The organism is Pseudomonas sp. TSRC2-2 (assembly GCF_049897785.1).
Classification (GTDB): Bacteria; Pseudomonadota; Gammaproteobacteria; order Pseudomonadales; family Pseudomonadaceae; genus Aquipseudomonas.
This window is the reverse complement of sequence record NZ_JAFCWZ010000002.1, coordinates 116,893-133,195: the sequence shown is the minus strand read 5'-3', so window position 1 is coordinate 133,195 and position 16,303 is coordinate 116,893. Positions and strand designations below refer to the sequence as shown.

Annotated in this window: 18 protein-coding genes; 17 read left to right on the top strand and 1 reads right to left on the bottom strand. The window is 61.1% G+C overall.

Annotation, left to right across the window (positions count from 1 at the left end):
- Positions 1-2 precede the first annotated feature (2 nt).
- The 13 genes from fliJ (at position 3) to flhB (ending at position 10,122) form a co-directional block, all read left to right on the top strand.
- Positions 3-452 (top strand): flagellar export protein FliJ, encoded by a 450-nt coding sequence (fliJ, locus tag ACP7D9_RS03640; RefSeq protein ID WP_101158639.1) that lies wholly within the window; start codon positions 3-5, stop codon positions 450-452.
- A gap of 189 nt (positions 453-641) precedes the next feature.
- A complete protein-coding gene (locus ACP7D9_RS03635) occupies positions 642-947 on the top strand; it encodes an STAS domain-containing protein (protein WP_101158640.1) in 306 nt (101 codons plus the stop codon).
- A gap of 5 nt (positions 948-952) precedes the next feature.
- On the top strand, positions 953-2,656 hold the full coding sequence (locus ACP7D9_RS03630; RefSeq protein ID WP_426155721.1) for an ATP-binding SpoIIE family protein phosphatase: 1,704 nt from the start codon (positions 953-955) through the stop codon (positions 2,654-2,656).
- A gap of 30 nt (positions 2,657-2,686) precedes the next feature.
- A complete protein-coding gene (locus ACP7D9_RS03625; RefSeq protein ID WP_101158642.1) occupies positions 2,687-3,034 on the top strand; it encodes an Hpt domain-containing protein in 348 nt (115 codons plus the stop codon).
- A gap of 105 nt (positions 3,035-3,139) precedes the next feature.
- Positions 3,140-4,504, top strand: coding sequence for a flagellar hook-length control protein FliK (locus ACP7D9_RS03620; protein WP_426155719.1), 1,365 nt, complete (start codon positions 3,140-3,142; stop codon positions 4,502-4,504).
- A gap of 213 nt (positions 4,505-4,717) precedes the next feature.
- Positions 4,718-5,221 (top strand): flagellar basal body-associated protein FliL, encoded by a 504-nt coding sequence (fliL, locus tag ACP7D9_RS03615; RefSeq protein WP_101158644.1) that lies wholly within the window; start codon positions 4,718-4,720, stop codon positions 5,219-5,221.
- A gap of 9 nt (positions 5,222-5,230) precedes the next feature.
- Positions 5,231-6,199 carry a flagellar motor switch protein FliM gene (fliM, locus tag ACP7D9_RS03610; protein ID WP_003222890.1) on the top strand — a complete coding sequence of 323 codons (969 nt, stop codon included), beginning with the start codon at positions 5,231-5,233 and terminating at the stop codon, positions 6,197-6,199.
- 55 nt (positions 6,200-6,254) lie between these two features.
- The gene (gene fliN, locus ACP7D9_RS03605; RefSeq protein WP_016771070.1) at positions 6,255-6,713 is read left to right on the top strand and encodes a flagellar motor switch protein FliN; all 459 of its coding nucleotides are present in this window, start codon (positions 6,255-6,257) and stop codon (positions 6,711-6,713) included.
- Positions 6,714-7,166, top strand: a complete 453-nt coding sequence (fliO, locus tag ACP7D9_RS03600) for a flagellar biosynthetic protein FliO (RefSeq protein ID WP_101158645.1) — start codon at positions 6,714-6,716, stop codon at positions 7,164-7,166.
- Positions 7,166-7,924, top strand: coding sequence for a flagellar type III secretion system pore protein FliP (fliP, locus tag ACP7D9_RS03595; protein WP_101158646.1), 759 nt, complete (start codon positions 7,166-7,168; stop codon positions 7,922-7,924). The genes fliO and fliP overlap by 1 nt, the downstream gene beginning before the upstream one ends.
- Entirely contained in the window at positions 7,921-8,190 is a 270-nt protein-coding gene (gene fliQ / locus ACP7D9_RS03590; RefSeq protein WP_101158647.1) for a flagellar biosynthesis protein FliQ, read from the top strand. Before fliP ends, fliQ begins: the two co-directional genes overlap by 4 nt.
- A 3-nt stretch (positions 8,191-8,193) precedes the next feature.
- On the top strand, positions 8,194-8,979 hold the full coding sequence (gene fliR / locus ACP7D9_RS03585) for a flagellar biosynthetic protein FliR (protein WP_101158648.1): 786 nt from the start codon (positions 8,194-8,196) through the stop codon (positions 8,977-8,979).
- Between the two features lie 3 nt (positions 8,980-8,982).
- Positions 8,983-10,122 (top strand): flagellar biosynthesis protein FlhB, encoded by a 1,140-nt coding sequence (gene flhB, locus ACP7D9_RS03580; protein ID WP_426155715.1) that lies wholly within the window; start codon positions 8,983-8,985, stop codon positions 10,120-10,122.
- Positions 10,123-10,225: 103 nt separating this feature from the next.
- On the opposite strand, the gene ACP7D9_RS03575 is transcribed toward flhB, so the two are convergent.
- A complete protein-coding gene (locus ACP7D9_RS03575; protein ID WP_426155713.1) occupies positions 10,226-10,585 on the bottom strand; it encodes a DUF6124 family protein in 360 nt (119 codons plus the stop codon).
- 494 nt (positions 10,586-11,079) lie between these two features.
- Between ACP7D9_RS03575 and flhA the strand changes: the two genes are divergently transcribed.
- The 4 genes from flhA to fliA all read left to right on the top strand — a co-directional run bounded on the left by flhA (position 11,080) and on the right by fliA (position 16,245).
- Positions 11,080-13,209 (top strand): flagellar biosynthesis protein FlhA, encoded by a 2,130-nt coding sequence (flhA, locus tag ACP7D9_RS03570; protein ID WP_397504596.1) that lies wholly within the window; start codon positions 11,080-11,082, stop codon positions 13,207-13,209.
- A gap of 11 nt (positions 13,210-13,220) precedes the next feature.
- Positions 13,221-14,561: a flagellar biosynthesis protein FlhF gene (flhF, locus tag ACP7D9_RS03565; protein ID WP_101158652.1), complete on the top strand. Its 1,341-nt coding sequence runs from the start codon at positions 13,221-13,223 to the stop codon at positions 14,559-14,561.
- Between the two features lie 116 nt (positions 14,562-14,677).
- A complete protein-coding gene (gene fleN, locus ACP7D9_RS03560; RefSeq protein ID WP_016771060.1) occupies positions 14,678-15,508 on the top strand; it encodes a flagellar synthesis regulator FleN in 831 nt (276 codons plus the stop codon).
- Positions 15,505-16,245: an RNA polymerase sigma factor FliA gene (gene fliA, locus ACP7D9_RS03555; RefSeq protein ID WP_016771059.1), complete on the top strand. Its 741-nt coding sequence runs from the start codon at positions 15,505-15,507 to the stop codon at positions 16,243-16,245. Before fleN ends, fliA begins: the two co-directional genes overlap by 4 nt.
- The last annotated feature ends 58 nt before the right edge of the window (positions 16,246-16,303 follow it).

Here is a 16,303-nt window from a genome sequence, read left to right as displayed (position 1 = left end):
CCATGGCCGTCAGTCGCGCCGCGCGCCTTGCCCCGGTGGTGGAAATGGCCGAACAGGCCGAGAAAGCCGCCGTGCAACGGCTTGGTTATTTCCAGGGTCAGGTAAAAGTCGCGGAAAGCAAACTGGCCGACCTCAATGCCTTTCGTCTGGATTACTCGCAGCAATGGATCGTGCGCGGCAGCACCGGCGTCACCGGGCAATGGCTGCTGGGCTTTCAGGGCTTTCTGGCGCAACTCGACACCGCCGTCGACCAGCAACGGCAAAGCCTGGTCTGGCACCAGAACAAGCTCGACAAGGCGCGTGAGGAGTGGCAACAGGCGTTTGCCCGCGTCGAGGGTTTGCGCAAACTGGTGCAGCGCTATCGCGACGAGGCGCAGCGCCTTGAGGACAAGCGCGAGCAGAAGCTGCTGGATGAGTTGTCGCAGCGCTTGCCGCGACGTGATGCCTTCTAACCCTCAGCGCTAATCCCTGTGGGAGCGGGCTTGCTCGCGAATGCATTCGACCAGTTGATGCGATATTGACTGACACGCCGCATTCGCGAGCAAGCCCGCTCCCACACTTGTTCCACCGTTGCGCCTTGCCCCAACCCTATCCAGCTGCTAAACCTTGTACAGGTTCGTCAATGACAAGGAAGCCAGTCAATGTCAGTCGTTACAGAAGTTTCACCGGATGGTCACAAGCTGACCATCGCGGTCAAAGGCCGGTTCGATTTCGGCCGCCATCAAGAATTCCGTGAGTCGTATGAGCGGCTCCCGCGCAAACCCGAATCCATCGTGGTCGATCTCAAAGAGGCCACTTACCTCGACAGCTCGGCGCTGGGCATGCTGCTCTTGCTGCGTGACCATGCCGGCGGCGACGAGTCGGATATCCGCGTCGTCAACAGCAGTTCCGATGTGAAGAAAATCCTCGCGATTTCCAACTTCGACAAACTCTTCGACATCAGTTGACGCCCATGCAGGCGCAAGAGCCGCTCACCGTTCTTATTGCCGAAGACAGCGCCGCCGACCGGCTGCTGCTGTCGACCATCGTCCGTCGTCAGGGCCATCAGGTTCTGACGGCGGCCAACGGTGCCGAAGCGGTCGATACCTTCAAAAAACAGCAACCCGATCTGGTGCTGATGGATGCGTTGATGCCGGTGATGGACGGCTTTGAGGCGGCGCGGCAGATCAAGGCGCTGGCAGGTGAAGCGCTGGTGCCGATCATCTTCCTCACCTCGCTGACCGAAAGCGAAGCGCTGGCCCGTTGTCTGGAGGCCGGTGGCGACGATTTTCTGGCGAAGCCTTACAACCAGGTGATCCTCGCCGCCAAAATCAAGGCGATGGATCGTTTGCGGCGTCTGCAGGCGACGGTACTGCAACAGCGCGACCTGATCGCCAGGCATCACGACTATCTGCTCAACGAACAACGCGTGGCCAAAGCGGTGTTCGACAAGGTTGCGCATTCGGGCTGCCTGAGTGCGCCGAATATCCGTTACCTGCAATCGCCGTACGCACTGTTCAACGGCGACTTGTTGCTCGCGGCGTACACGCCGGCCGGTGACATGCACGTCATGCTCGGCGATTTCACCGGCCACGGTTTGCCAGCGGCGGTGGGTGCCATGCCGCTGGCCGAAGTGTTCTACGGCATGACCGCCAAAGGTTACGGGTTGGCGGAAACCCTGCGCGAGATGAACGCCAAGCTCAAGCGCATCCTGCCGGTGGACATGTTCTGCTGCGCCACGTTGCTCTGTTTGAGTGTCCAGAGCCGCTCGGTAGAAGTGTGGAACGGCGGCATGCCCGACGGATACTTGCACCGCATGGCCAGCGGCGAGCGGGTGCCTTTGCCGGCGCGACATCTGCCGCTGGGGATTCTCGGTGCGCAGGCCTTCGATGACCGTACGGATGTGTACCCGATGGCTGTTGATGATCGGGTGTTTCTGCTGTCCGACGGGGTCATCGATACCTGCGATGCCAATGACCAATTGTTCGGCGTCGAGCGCCTGCAGCAGGTCTTTGCGGCGAACCGCGAGCCGGATCGGCTGTTCGAGGATATCGAGCAGGCGTTGCGCGATTTTCGCGGACAGGCCCGGGATGACGTGAGCATGGTCGAGGTCAGCCTGCTGGAGTCGGCGCAGGCGCACGGCGCGGCGCCGGTGTACTCCGACAGCGGCCAGTCGTGCCCGCTTGACTGGTCGGCCAGTTTTGAGTTTCGCGGTGCCACGCTCAGGCGATTCAATCCGATGCCGTTCCTGTTGCAGTTGCTGCTTGAGGTACACGGCCTGCGCGCGCAAAGCGGGGCGCTTTATAGCGTGCTCGCCGAGTTGTATTCCAACGCGCTGGAGCATGGCGTACTCGGGCTGGATTCCAGCCTCAAGCGCGATGCCACTGGGTTTGCCCGTTATTATGAAATGCGCGCGGCGCGGCTGGAGGCGCTGCAGGACGGCTTCGTGCGCGTGCATCTACAGGTGAAACCGCAAAGTGAGGGTGGACGCCTGGTCATCCGGGTCGAGGACAGTGGCGAGGGCTTCGATGTCGCGCGGGTCATGGAGCGGCCCGTGGATAACGTCCGCTTGTCGGGCCGTGGCATCAGTCTGGTCCGGCAGTTAGGGCGCAATGCCAGTTGGTCGGACCAAGGTCGTAGTGCCAGCGTGGAGTTTTTCTGGGAGATTGGGGCATAATCCGCCCATTCTTGATCAAGGAGTGAGCAAGTGACTGACCCACATGTAGATCGCGATGTCCTCGACACCTTGCGCGAGGTGATGGAGGACGGCTATCCGGAATTGCTGGAGACTTTTCTGGCAGATTCGGAAAGCCGCCTGCACGAATTGCAGGACAGCACCAGCGCCAAAGCGTTGTCTGATGTCGCCCACAGCTTCAAGGGCAGCGCCAGCAACATGGGCGCCATCCGGCTGGCAGCGTTGTGCCAGGATCTGGAGTCGAACGCCAAGGACAAAAGTCCGGAAGCGCTCGCGCAACTGGTTGCCGACATCCATTCTGAATTCGTCGACGTACGCCCGGTGTACGAAAACGAAAAGCACCACGTCCACACCCACTGAATCCGTCGTCCGGCGCTTTTCGCAGGTGTCTGGCCAAACTGGCCCGGCACTTGCAGTCATTTTGCTCAACTGTACCTACGATCCCAGTGCAGCGGAGACCGTGTCATGCCTGCGACCCCCAACATTCTTCTTCAGACCGCCGCTCAGGCCAAGGCTCAAGCAGCCTCTGCCAAATCGTCGGCAATGGCCGCAGATGCCGGGGACAAGGCTTCCAGCTTCGCCAAAGTGTTCGCCGATCAGGCGCCGGCCAAGCCTGCCGTGAGTGCTGACAATTCAGTCAAACCGGCACGCGACAAGGTCGCAGACGGCAGCAACAAAAAGGACGTCGGCAAAGATCAGTCTGCCGCGCCTGAGCCAGCGGTTGCCGATAGCGGCAAAGCGTTGCCTGCCGAAAAACCGGCGGCGAGCGAAGACGCGAATGCCGCAGACGATGACGCCACTGAAACAGTACAAACCCCTGTGGCCGATGCCGCGCCGGCAGACCCGGCGCTGGACCCAGCCCTGACTCAAGTCGTCCAGCCACTGGTGGCAGCGCCTGTTGTGCCAGCCCCCGTAGTCGCAACGCCAGCCCAGCCGCAAACCGAAACACCTGCCTTGGCCGCGGTGCCGGGCATGGTCAAGGATCCGGCGGCAACCGACAGCGATTTCGATCCTTCGGCTGACCCGCTTGACTCGCTGCCAGCCGTTCGCATGGCGATGGAGCAGGGCGGGCATATTTCCGCCGCCAGCCAGGCTCAGCCCAAGGCTGCTCCCGCGCAAGCTCAGGCCGACGGCGAACTCACCGCGGCGCAGAACTTCGCTGCCGGCATGGCCAGCATGCTGGACGTGCAGGCAGACAAGGACAGCACCAGCCAGGGCGGCGAAAAGGCCTTTAGCGGGCTGATCGATGATGGCCTGAAGGATCTGAAATCGGCTACCAGCGACACCCGCGTCGACGACTTCGCCAACCGACTGGCAGCACTGACCCAAGCCGCCACGCCAAAGACCGCCAATGCGCTGCCGGTGAATCAGCCGATCGCCATGCATCAGAGCGGCTGGACCGAAGAAGTGGTCAACCGCGTCATGTACCTGTCCAGCGCCAACCTGAAAGCCGCCGACATTCAGTTGCAACCGGCGGAGCTTGGGCGCCTGGATATCCGCGTGAACATGGTCCCTGATCAGCAAACCCAGGTGACCTTCATGAGCGCGCACCCGAGCGTGCGTGAAGCGCTCGACAGCCAGATGCATCGCCTGCGCGACATGTTCAACCAGCAGGGCATGGGCCAGGTCGACGTCAACGTCGCCGACCAGAACCGTGGCTGGCAGGGGCAAGGGCAGGAGCAGGCGCAGCAGGGCCAGAGCGGTCGCACCAGCGCCGCGGGCGGGCGTCTGGATGCGGCGGATGAAGAATTGGCACCCGCTGCTATTGCCGACGTCGCCGCTCAAACAACAAGCGTGATTGGCACCAGCGCAGTCGACTATTACGCCTGATGTAACGCAGAACCCAGTGTGGGAGCGGGCTTGCTCGCGAACGCGGTGTCACATTCAACATTGAGGTTGTCTGTCACACCGCATTCGCGAGCAAGCCCGCTCCCACAGTTGTTTTGCGGTGCCATCCAATATCCTCCGGACACTTCTGGCATAACACTTGCTCTTGCCTTGCCGTGCGACTGTGAAACCCCCGATTAGTGACGGATTATTGGCATGGCGAAGAGCGAAGCTGCAGCAGTAAAAGACCCCGCAACCAAAGGCAAACTCAAGCTGATCATCGTGATCGTGCTGGCGTTGCTGGTGGCCATTGGTGCATCCGTCGGGGCGACCTGGTTCTTCATGCATGGCGCGCAGAGCAAGCCTGCCGAGGCCGCCGACGCAGCGCCCGTCGGCAAGCAGCCAGCGATTTTCGAGCCGATGGCGCCGGCCTTCGTTGCCAACTACAACCAGAACGGCCGTCAGCGCTACATGCAGGTGAGCATCACCATGCTGGGGCGCAATCAAGCCGATCTGGACGCGCTCAAAGTGCACATGCCGGTCATCCGCAACAACCTGGTGATGCTCTTCTCCGGTCAGGATTTCGCCACACTGGCGACCCCGGTCGGCCAGGAGATGTTGCGCCAGAAGGCCACCGCCAGCGTCCAGGAAGTGGCACAGAAAGAGCTGGGCAAAGTGGTCATCGAACAGTTGCTTTTCACTAATTTCGTACTGCAGTAGGAACACGACATGGCCGTGCAGGATCTGCTGTCCCAGGATGAAATCGATGCGCTGCTGCATGGCGTCGATGATGGTCTGGTACAGACCGATAATGCTGCCGAACCCGGCAGTGTCAAAAGCTACGACCTGACCAGCCAGGATCGCATCGTCCGTGGACGCATGCCGACGCTGGAAATGATCAACGAGCGTTTCGCCCGCTACACCCGCATCAGCATGTTCAACATGTTGCGTCGCTCGGCGGACGTTGCCGTCGGTGGCGTGCAGGTGATGAAGTTTGGCGAATACGTGCACTCGCTGTACGTGCCGACCAGCCTCAACCTGGTCAAGATCAAGCCGTTGCGCGGCACCGCGCTGTTCATCCTCGACGCCAAACTGGTGTTCAAGCTGGTGGACAACTTTTTCGGCGGCGACGGCCGTCACGCGAAGATCGAAGGGCGTGAATTCACCCCGACCGAACTGCGCGTGGTGCGCATGGTGCTCGAGCAGGCCTTCGTCGATCTGAAGGAAGCCTGGCAGGCGATCATGGAAGTCAACTTCGAGTACATCAACTCGGAAGTGAACCCGGCCATGGCCAACATCGTCGGCCCGAGCGAAGCGATCGTGGTCTCCACCTTCCACATCGAACTCGATGGCGGTGGCGGCGATCTGCACGTGACCATGCCGTACTCGATGATCGAGCCGGTGCGCGAGATGCTCGACGCCGGTTTCCAGTCCGACCTCGACGATCAGGACGAGCGCTGGGTCAACGCCCTGCGCCAGGACGTGCTCGATGTCGACGTGCCGATCGGTGCCACCGTGGCCCGTCGCCAGTTGAAGCTGCGCGACATCCTGCACATGCAACCGGGCGATGTGATCCCGGTCGAGATGCCGGAAGACATGATCATGCGCGCCAACGGCGTGCCGGCCTTCAAGGTCAAGATGGGCTCGCACAAAGGCAACCTCGCGTTGCAAGTGATCGAGCCGATCGAGCGTCGCTGAGGCGATGCTTTCCACCCCCGCATTTAACTGAATTGTTGCCCGCCGAGGACACATGATGAACGACGATATGAACGCGCAGGACGATCAGGCACTGGCCGATGAATGGGCTGCGGCCCTGGAAGAAACCGGTGACGCCGGCCAGGCTGACATCGATGCACTGCTGGCTGCCGACGCTGGTACTTCCAGCTCCAACCGTCTGCCAATGGAAGAGTTTGGCAGCGTGCCGAAGAACAACGACCCAGTGACCCTCGACGGTCCGAACCTGGACGTGATCCTCGATATTCCGGTGTCGATTTCCATGGAAGTCGGCAGCACCGACATCAACATTCGCAACCTGCTGCAACTCAACCAGGGTTCGGTGATCGAGCTTGATCGTCTGGCCGGCGAACCGCTGGACGTGCTGGTCAACGGCACCCTGATCGCCCACGGCGAAGTAGTGGTGGTCAACGAGAAGTTCGGCATCCGCCTGACCGACGTGATCAGCCCAAGCGAACGCATCAAGAAGCTGCGCTGAGTGAAAAGGTTTCTCTGGGCTCTGCTGGTACTGCCGCTGAGCGTCCTCGCCGCCGAGCCGAACGCGAACACCGCTGCGCCTGCTGCCACCGCGCCGATGGTCAGCAGCGGCGTGGCCGGTCAGTTGACCCAACTGGTGTTCGGCTTGCTGTTGGTGCTGGGCCTGATCTTCTTGCTCGCCTGGCTGTTGCGCCGCGTGCAGCAGGCGGGGCCGGCGGGCAAGGGGCAGGTGATCGAGTTGATCGGTTCGCGTGCGCTCGGCCCGCGTGATCGGTTGATGCTGGTGCAGGTCGGCAATGAGCAGATTCTCCTCGGCCTCAGCCCTGGCACCATCACTGCGCTGCATGTGCTCAAAGAGCCGGTCGAAGTCCCCACGGCCAGCGAAAAAGCGACGCCGGAATTTGCCCAGCATCTGCTGAAAATTCTCGGCAAGGACCAAAAGGATACGAAGTAATGGGTGCGCTCCGCATCGTCTTGACGCTGGTCCTGTTGCTGGCCGCGCCGCTGGCGTTCGCCGCCGATCCGTTGTCGATTCCGGCAATCACGCTGGGCACCAATGCCGACGGCGCGCAGGAATATTCGGTCAGTCTGCAGATCCTGCTGATCATGACCGCGCTGAGTTTCATTCCGGCGGCGGTCATCCTGATGACCAGTTTCACGCGCATCATCATCGTCTTCTCGATCCTGCGTCAGGCCCTCGGCCTGCAACAGACGCCGTCGAACCAGATCCTGACCGGCATGGCGCTGTTCCTGACGCTGTTCATCATGGCGCCGGTGTTCGACCGGGTGAACAACGACGCGCTGCAACCGTATCTGGCTGAAACCCTGACCGCGCAGCAAGCGGTGGAAAAAGCGCAGGTGCCGATCAAGGACTTCATGCTCGCCCAGACCCGGACCAGCGATCTTGAGTTGTTCATGCGCCTGTCCAAGCGCACCGACATAGCCACACCGGATCAAGCACCGCTGACCATTCTGGTCCCGGCGTTCGTTACCTCGGAACTTAAAACCGCCTTCCAGATCGGCTTCATGATCTTCATTCCGTTCCTGATCATCGACCTTGTTGTTGCGAGCGTGTTGATGGCCATGGGTATGATGATGCTCTCGCCGCTGATCATTTCGCTGCCATTCAAGATCATGCTGTTCGTGCTGGTCGATGGCTGGGCGCTGATCATCGGCACCCTCGCGAGCAGTTTTGGAGGTGTCTCGCCATGACGCCGGAAGTCGCGGTCGATATCTTTCGTGAAGCCCTTTGGCTGACCACCGTGATGGTCGCCATTCTGGTGGTGCCGAGCCTGCTGGTCGGCCTGCTGGTGTCGATGTTCCAGGCCGCCACGCAGATCAACGAACAGACGCTGAGCTTCCTGCCGCGTCTTCTGGTGATGCTGGTAACCCTGATCATCGGCGGTCCGTGGATCGTGCAGACGTTCATGGAGTACATCATCCAGCTGTACAAGAACATTCCGATGGTCATCGGCTAAGCCATGCAATCGCTGCTTCAGCTGACCGACACCCAGATCAGTACCTGGGTGGCATCGTTCATGTTGCCGCTGTTTCGCGTAGCGTCGATGCTGATGGTCATGCCGATTTTCGGCACCACCCTGATCCCGCGTCGCGTGCGCCTGTATTTCGCTGTGGCGATCACCGTGGTCATCACCCCGGCGCTGCCGCCGATGCCTGCCGTCAGTCCCCTCGACCTCAGTGGCCTGCTGATGATTGGCGAGCAGATTCTGGTCGGCGCGGTGCTCGGCTTTTCCCTGCAACTGTTCTTCCAGGCCTTTGCTGTCGCCGGGCAGATCGTCGCGGTGCAGATGGGCATGGGCTTCGCCTCGATGGTCGACCCTACCAACGGCGTTTCGGTGGCGGTGATCGGTCAGTTCTTCACCATGCTGGTGACCCTGCTGTTCCTCTCCATGAATGGCCACCTGGTGGTGTTCGAAGTCCTGACCGAAAGCTTCACCACGTTGCCGGTCGGCGGCGGCCTGATGGTTGAGCATTACTGGGAGCTGGCCGGCAAGCTCGGCTGGGTGCTCGGCGCGGCGTTGCTGCTGGTCTTGCCGGCGATCACCGCATTGCTGGTGGTCAACATCGCCTTCGGTGTGATGACCCGCGCCGCACCGCAACTGAATATCTTCTCGATCGGTTTTCCGCTGACCCTGGTGCTCGGCCTGTTCATCATCTGGGTGGGGCTGGCGGACATTCTCAACCAGTATCAACCGCTGGCCAGCGAGGCCTTGCAGTTGCTACGCGAACTGGCACGGGCGCGCTGAGTCATGGCAGAAAGCGAGAGCGGTCAGGACAAAACAGAAGACCCCACGGAGAAACGCAAAAAGGACTCCCGTGAGAAGGGTGAAATCGCCCGTTCGAAAGAGCTCAATACTCTCGCCGTGATGATGGCCGGTGCCGCTGCGCTGCTGATTTTCGGTGGCATGCTCGCGCAGGAACTGCTGGACGTGATGCGCCTGAATTTCACCCTGTCCCGCGAAGTGGTGATGGATCAGAGCGCCATGGGCCGGTTTTTGCTGGAGTCGGGGCTGATTGCCTTGCTGGCCATCCAGCCGGTAATGATCACCCTGTTGCTTGCCGCGATCATCGGGCCGATCTCTCTGGGCGGCTGGCTGTTCGCGGCCGGCTCGCTGGCGCCCAAGTTCAGCCGGATGAATCCAGCGGCCGGCCTGAAACGGATGTTCTCGTTCAAGGCCGTGGTCGAACTGCTCAAGGCACTGGCCAAGTTCCTGATCACTCTCGGCGTGGCGCTGCTGGTGCTGTCGGCCGACGTCGATGACTTGTTGCGCATCGCTCATGAGCCGCTGGATCAGGCGATTATCCACAGCGTGCTGCTGGTCGGCTGGAGCACGCTGTGGCTGGCCTGCGGTCTGATCATCATCGCCGCCGTCGACGTGCCGGTGCAGCTGTGGGAAGCGCACAAGAAACTGCTGATGACCAAGCAGGAAGTGCGCGACGAACACAAGGATCAGGAAGGCCGACCGGAGGTCAAGCAGCGCATCCGTCAGACCCAGCGTGAAATGTCGCAGCGGCGCATGATGGCGGCGATTCCTGAAGCCGACGTGGTCATCACCAACCCGACCCACTACGCCGTCGCGCTCAAGTACGACTCGGAGAAGGGCGGCGCACCGGTGCTGCTGGCCAAGGGTAGCGACTTCATCGCCCTGAAAATCCGCGAGATCGCCGTGGCCAACAACGTCATGCTGCTGGAATCCCCGGCGCTGGCGCGCTCGATTTACTACTCCACCGAGCTTGAGCAGGAAATCCCCGGCGGCCTGTATCTGGCGGTGGCCCAGGTGTTGGCTTACGTCTACCAGATCCGCCAACACCAGGCAGGCAAGGGCAAGCGTCCGGATCCGTTGAAGGATGATTTGCCGATTCCACCGGATTTGCGTCGGGATTCCTGACCTTCCCATGTGACGCAAAAACCGCCGTCCCGATTGAATGGGGTGGCGGTTTTTTTGTGATCGTTCCCACGCAGAGCGCGGGAGCGATCAGCGTTAGGCCGGCCTAGTGCGGCAACTCCAGATTATCCAGCACCCGATTCACCGCCAATTCCCCGAGCATGATCAGCTGCGCAATCCCCATCAGGGTTCGGCGCTGGGATGGTTTCACCAGTCCGGCAAATTCCTGGGCGATGGTTTTCGCTGAGGCGAGGGTTTCGCAGGCGTTGGCCAGCAGGTCTTCGTTTTTGGTGTAGGCGGTGACGGCGTACATGGCGCGAGGGCTGAACGGCGGTGGGGTGGAGCCGGGTGAGCAGAGGTAGTGGTCGAGGGCGCGGTCGGCGGCTTGGTGGAGTTTTTTTGAATCCAGGGATTCGTAGGGGGAGGTGGGGGCGGATTCGGGTGGGTTGGGTGTTGGTTTGATCATGGTGAAGCTCCTGGAGTCATTGGAGCCGCCAACGTTCGCTGCGAGACGAATATGGGTGGCAGCTATACGCGGGTCGCAGACCGGGACTCTAGAACCGGCAGACCCGAAGGTCTCCCACGTACAGCCGCCATAAGTAGCGGATGTTGTGCGTCCAGAGATCGACGGGCTGCGAGACCCGATCGCTGATTCGTCAGCGACTGGACCACAATAGAACCCGACCCCAAAGCGCACAAGCCGGCGGATTCTGGCTTGGCTGTAGGCAATGGCGCAAGGATTTGTAGCCTTGAGACCGTGTCTGCAGGTGTCTTTTAAACTCGTCGTTTAAAACAAGAGCGCAGCCTTCGGCAGCTCCTACAGGAGACGTAAATCCATGTAGGAGCTGCCGAAGGCTGCGATCTTTTCTGCTTGGGCAAAAGTTGGAAAGCTTCTTGCAATAGCCGCCCTGCGCCCGCTCGGGGCGTCAAAAGTTTGCTTTAAAGGAACGGGGAAAACCGGTGGATCGCTCTCAGTTACTCAACACTGCTCGCACAAACGTTGCCGACCTCAGTCGAGGCAATCTGGGCGTGCCGTTGTTGCTGCTGGTCATGCTGGCCATGATGATGTTGCCGGTGCCGCCGTTCCTGCTCGACGTCTTTTTTACGTTCAACATTGCCCTGTCCATCGTCGTCCTGCTGGTCTGCGTGTATGCGCTGCGGCCGCTGGATTTTGCCGTGTTCCCGACCATTCTGCTGGTGGCGACGCTCCTGCGCCTGGCCTTGAACGTGGCCTCCACACGGGTGGTAATGCTCAATGGTCAGGACGGCCACGAAGCCGCCGGCAAGGTGATCCAGGCCTTCGGTGAGGTGGTGATCGGCGGTAACTACGTGGTCGGTATCGTGGTGTTCGCGATTCTGATGATCATCAACTTCGTCGTAGTGACCAAGGGTGCCGGGCGGATTTCCGAGGTGAGCGCGCGCTTCACCCTCGATGCCATGCCCGGCAAACAAATGGCCATCGACGCCGACCTCAACGCCGGCCTGATCGACCAGAACCAGGCCAAGTCGCGCCGTCAGGAAGTTGCCCAGGAGGCGGAGTTCTACGGTTCGATGGACGGTGCCAGCAAGTTCGTCCGTGGTGACGCCATCGCTGGCCTGCTGATTCTGTTCATCAACCTCATCGGCGGCATGGCCGTGGGTATCTTCCAGCACGGCATGAGCTTCGGCGATGCTGGCAGGGTTTACGCCTTGTTGACCATCGGTGACGGTTTGGTGGCGCAATTGCCATCACTGTTGTTATCGACAGCGGCGGCGATCATGGTGACCCGTGCTTCCGGTTCGGAAGACATGGGCAAGCAGATCAACCGCCAGATGTTTGCCTCGCCCAAAGCGCTGGCCGTAGCCGCTGGTTTGATGGCGGTGATGGGCCTGGTGCCGGGCATGCCGCACTTCTCCTTCCTGAGCATGGCGGCGCTGGCTGCGGGCGGCGCGTACCTGTTCTGGAAGAAGCAGAACGTCGCCAAGGTCGTGGCGCTGGAAGAGGTCAAGCGTCAGCAGGAACTGCTGCCGTCACCGGCTCGCGCCATGGAAACCAAAGAACTGGGCTGGGACGACGTGACCCCGATTGACATGATCGGCCTGGAAGTCGGCTATCGCCTGATTCCGCTGGTGGATCGCAATCAGGGCGGGCAATTGCTGGCGCGGATCAAGGGCGTGCGCAAGAAGCTCTCGCAGGATCTGGGCTTCCTGATGCCGACTGTGCACATCCGCGACAACCTCGATCTGGCGCCGAGCGCTTATCGCCTGACGCTGATGGGCGTGATTCTGGCAGAGGCCGAGATCTATCCGGACCGCGAACTGGCGATCAACCCCGGTCAGGTCTACGGCTCGCTCAACGGTATCAACGCCAAAGATCCGGCTTTCGGCCTGGAGGCGGTGTGGATCGAAATCAGCCAGCGTGCCCAGGCGCAATCGCTGGGCTACACCGTGGTTGACGCCAGCACCGTGGTCGCCACGCACTTGAACCAGATTCTGTACAAGCACTCCAGTGAGCTGATCGGCCACGAGGAAGTGCAGCAACTCATGCAATTGCTGGCCAAGAGCTCGCCGAAACTGGCCGAAGAGCTGGTGCCGGGCGTGGTTTCGCTGTCGCAGTTGCTCAAGGTTCTGCAAGCGCTGCTCGCCGAACACGTGCCGGTGCGCGACATTCGCAGCATCGCCGAAGCGATCGCGAACAACGCTGCCAAGAGTCAAGATACCGCCGCTCTGGTCGCTGCTGTGCGGGTCGGCGTATCGCGCGCCATCGTCCAAAGCATTGTAGGCACTGAGTCCGAGCTGCCTGTAATCACATTGGAACCAAGGTTGGAACAGATATTGCTCAATAGTCTGCAGAAGGCAGGACAAGGCTCGGAAGAAGGCGTTCTGCTGGAGCCGAGCATGGCCGAGAAGCTGCAACGTTCGTTGATCGAAGCGGCCCAGCGTCAGGAAATGCAAGGCCAACCGGTGATCCTGCTGGTCGCAGGCCCGATTCGCGCGATGCTCTCGCGCTTTGGTCGCCTCGCAGTCCCAGGGCTGCATGTGCTGGCCTACCAGGAAGTACCGGACAACAAGCAAGTGACCATCGTTGCGACAGTAGGGCCCAACGGCTGAGGTAGTGGTTTATGCAAGTTAAGCGTTTTTTCGCCGCCGATATGCGTCAGGCCATGAAGCTGGTTCGCGATGAGCTGGGCGCTGATGCCGCCATCATCGGCAACCGCCGCATCGCCGGCGGCGTCGAGTTGACGGCGGCACTGGATTACAAATTGTCGGCGCTGGCGCCACGGGTTCCGAACATGGAGCTCGAAGACGAGCTGCGCAAGACCCAGTCGCGCATCGTCACTGCCCAGGCCGAGCTGAGCCTGCGTGGCGAAGCCGACGGCAACACCAATCAGCAGTTGTTCGCCGGGCTGCCATTGACCGCAGGCCTGCCGCTGACCGCTGCCGAGCCGTTGAGCGAGCCGACCCACGCGGCGCCGGCGCGTCCGGCCGCAGCCCCTGCACAAGCCTCCGCCGGTGTCGATCCGCGTGCGCTGGACTCGATGCGTTTTGAATTGAACAGCCTGCGCGAGCTGATGGAAGTGCAGCTCGGCACACTGGCCTGGAATCAGTTGCAAGGCAGCCGCCCAGCCCAAGCCAATCTCTATCGCCGTCTGCAGCGCATCGGCCTGTCCGGCCCGCTGTCGCGCGATCTGTTGGCACTGGTCACCGATATCGAAGAGCCGCGTCAGGCCTGGCGCATGCTGCTCGCTCACCTGGCGCGGATGATTGCCGTGCCGGAAGTCGAGCCGCTGGAAGAGGGCGGTGTGATTGCCATGGTCGGCCCGGCCGGCATGGGCAAGACCACGACGCTGGCCAAGCTTGCCGCGCGTTACGTGCTCAAGTACGGCGCGCAGAACGTCGCGCTGGTGAGCATGGACAGCTTCCGCATCGGCGCGCAGGAACAACTGAAAACCCTCGGTCGCATCCTCAACGTGCCAGTCACGCACGTCGATCCGGGTCAGTCGCTGGTACAGGCATTGGATCCACTGCTACGCAAGCGCGTGGTTTTGATCGATACTGCCGGGCTGCAGGCCAGTGATCCGGCGTTGCGCATGCAGCTTGAGAGCCTGGCCGGGCGTGGCATCCGCTCGAAAAATTATCTGGTCCTGGCAACCACCAGCCAGAAACAGGTTCTAACCGCCGCTTATCATAGTTACAAGCGTTGCGGGCTAGCCGGCTGCATCCTGACTAAACTGGATGAGACGGCCAGTCTCGGCGAAGTGTTGAGCCTGGCGATCAGTCATGAATTGCCGGTCGCGTACCTGACCGATGGCCCACGGATTCCGGATGATCTGCATCTGCCGCGCCGTCATCAACTGGTCAGCCGCGCCGTCAGCGTGCAAATGCAGGAAGAACCCAGCGAAGAAGCCATGGCTGACATGTTCGCTGATATCTATCACAGCCCGACCAAGCAGGTTGGCTGAGGTATTCATGAACAGTTTTTGTACCTACATCGATGGTCTGCCACGCATTGTTCCCATCGGGAACGCGCAGCCAGTAATGTGGCCTCCGTCTATGCAAGACAAGGTAAAGAAATAACATGGGCAGCATGCATCCCGTACAGGTGATCGCGGTGACCGGCGGCAAAGGTGGCGTCGGCAAGACTAACGTGTCAGTGAACTTGTCGCTGGCGCTGGCAGAGCTTGGCCGTCGGGTCATGCTGCTGGACGCCGACCTCGGTCTGGCGAACGTCGACGTTCTGCTGGGGCTGACCCCCAAACGCACGCTGGCCGACGTGATCGAAGGCCGCTGCGAACTGCGCGACGTGCTGTTGCAGGGCCCGGGCGGGATTCGCATCGTGCCGGCGGCCTCCGGCACGCAGAGCATGGTGCACCTGAGCCCGGCGCAACACGCCGGCCTGATCCAGGCGTTCAGTGACATCGGCGACAATCTCGACGTGCTGGTGATCGACACCGCTGCGGGTATTGGTGACTCGGTAGTCAGTTTCGTGCGCGCAGCGCAGGAGGTGTTGCTGGTGGTCTGCGACGAGCCAACTTCGATCACCGACGCTTACGCGCTGATCAAGTTGCTCAACCGCGACTACGGCATGAACCGCTTCCGCGTGCTGGCCAACATGGCACAGAGCCCGCAGGAAGGGCGCAACCTGTTCGCCAAGTTGACCAAGGTCACGGATCGTTTTCTCGACGTCGCTCTACAATACGTCGGCGCCGTGCCATACGACGAAAGCGTGCGCAAAGCGGTGCAGAAGCAGCGCGCCGTCTACGAAGCCTTTCCCCGTTCCAAGTGCGCGCTGGCCTTCAAGGCTATCGCCCAGAAGGTCGACACCTGGCCGCTGCCGGCGAACCCGCGCGGTCATCTGGAATTTTTCGTCGAGCGTCTCGTGCAGCAAACCGCAGGGCCTGTGATATGACCGCCAGTGGCATGAATCTTTACAAAAAGTCGGCGCGTGACGCGCAATACGAATTGATCGAGCGTTACGCGCCACTGGTCAAGCGCATTGCCTATCACTTGCTGGCACGCCTGCCGGCCAGTGTGCAGGTCGAAGACCTGATCCAGGCCGGGATGATCGGTCTGCTCGAAGTCTCGACCAAATACGACGCCAGCAAAGGCGCCAGTTTCGAAACGTACGCGGGCATTCGAATCCGCGGCGCGATGCTCGACGAAGTGCGCAAAGGGGACTGGGCGCCACGCTCGGTTCACCGTAATACCAGGATGGTCAGCGACGCGATTCGCTCGATTGAAGCTAAAACCGGTCGTGACGCTAAAGATCACGAGGTTGCGGCCGAACTCCAATTGAGTCTCGACGATTACTACGGGATTCTGAATGACACCCTGGGCAGTCGCTTGTTCAGTTTCGACGACCTGTTGCAGGACGGCGAACACGAAGGGCTGCACGAGGATGGCGCCAGTGCTCATATGGAGCCGTCACGCGATCTGGAAGATGAACGCTTCCAGGCGGCGCTGGCGGACGCGATTGCCAATTTGCCGGAGCGTGAGCGACTGGTGTTGGCGCTGTACTACGACGAAGAGCTGAACCTCAAGGAAATCGGTGAAGTCCTTGGCGTCAGTGAATCGCGGGTCAGCCAGTTACACAGCCAGTGCGCGGCCCGTTTGCGGGGGCGTTTGGGGGAGTGGCGAGCGCGCTGAAGGCAGTGTGGGGACACTGCGAAACGAGGCTGGTGCGGTGATGAACGGCGCCGGTCTC

Excerpts from the sequence above, each read along its gene's own strand:
- fleN (WP_016771060.1), top strand. The coding sequence starts at position 14,678 with ATGGGCAGCATGCATCCCGTACAGGTGATCGCGGTGACCGGCGGCAAA.
- fliR (WP_101158648.1), top strand. The coding sequence starts at position 8,194 with ATGCAATCGCTGCTTCAGCTGACCGACACCCAGATCAGTACCTGGGTG.
- fliP (WP_101158646.1), top strand. The coding sequence starts at position 7,166 with ATGGGTGCGCTCCGCATCGTCTTGACGCTGGTCCTGTTGCTGGCCGCG.
- fliM (WP_003222890.1), top strand. The coding sequence starts at position 5,231 with ATGGCCGTGCAGGATCTGCTGTCCCAGGATGAAATCGATGCGCTGCTG.
- fliQ (WP_101158647.1), top strand. The coding sequence starts at position 7,921 with ATGACGCCGGAAGTCGCGGTCGATATCTTTCGTGAAGCCCTTTGGCTG.
- fliL (WP_101158644.1), top strand. The coding sequence starts at position 4,718 with ATGGCGAAGAGCGAAGCTGCAGCAGTAAAAGACCCCGCAACCAAAGGC.
- flhB (WP_426155715.1), top strand. The coding sequence starts at position 8,983 with ATGGCAGAAAGCGAGAGCGGTCAGGACAAAACAGAAGACCCCACGGAG.
- fliJ (WP_101158639.1), top strand. The coding sequence starts at position 3 with ATGGCCGTCAGTCGCGCCGCGCGCCTTGCCCCGGTGGTGGAAATGGCC.
- ACP7D9_RS03620 (WP_426155719.1), top strand. The coding sequence starts at position 3,140 with ATGCCTGCGACCCCCAACATTCTTCTTCAGACCGCCGCTCAGGCCAAG.
- ACP7D9_RS03575 (WP_426155713.1), bottom strand. The coding sequence starts at position 10,585 with ATGATCAAACCAACACCCAACCCACCCGAATCCGCCCCCACCTCCCCC.
- fliN (WP_016771070.1), top strand. The coding sequence starts at position 6,255 with ATGAACGACGATATGAACGCGCAGGACGATCAGGCACTGGCCGATGAA.
- fliA (WP_016771059.1), top strand. The coding sequence starts at position 15,505 with ATGACCGCCAGTGGCATGAATCTTTACAAAAAGTCGGCGCGTGACGCG.
- flhF (WP_101158652.1), top strand. The coding sequence starts at position 13,221 with ATGCAAGTTAAGCGTTTTTTCGCCGCCGATATGCGTCAGGCCATGAAG.
- ACP7D9_RS03630 (WP_426155721.1), top strand. The coding sequence starts at position 953 with ATGCAGGCGCAAGAGCCGCTCACCGTTCTTATTGCCGAAGACAGCGCC.
- ACP7D9_RS03635 (WP_101158640.1), top strand. The coding sequence starts at position 642 with ATGTCAGTCGTTACAGAAGTTTCACCGGATGGTCACAAGCTGACCATC.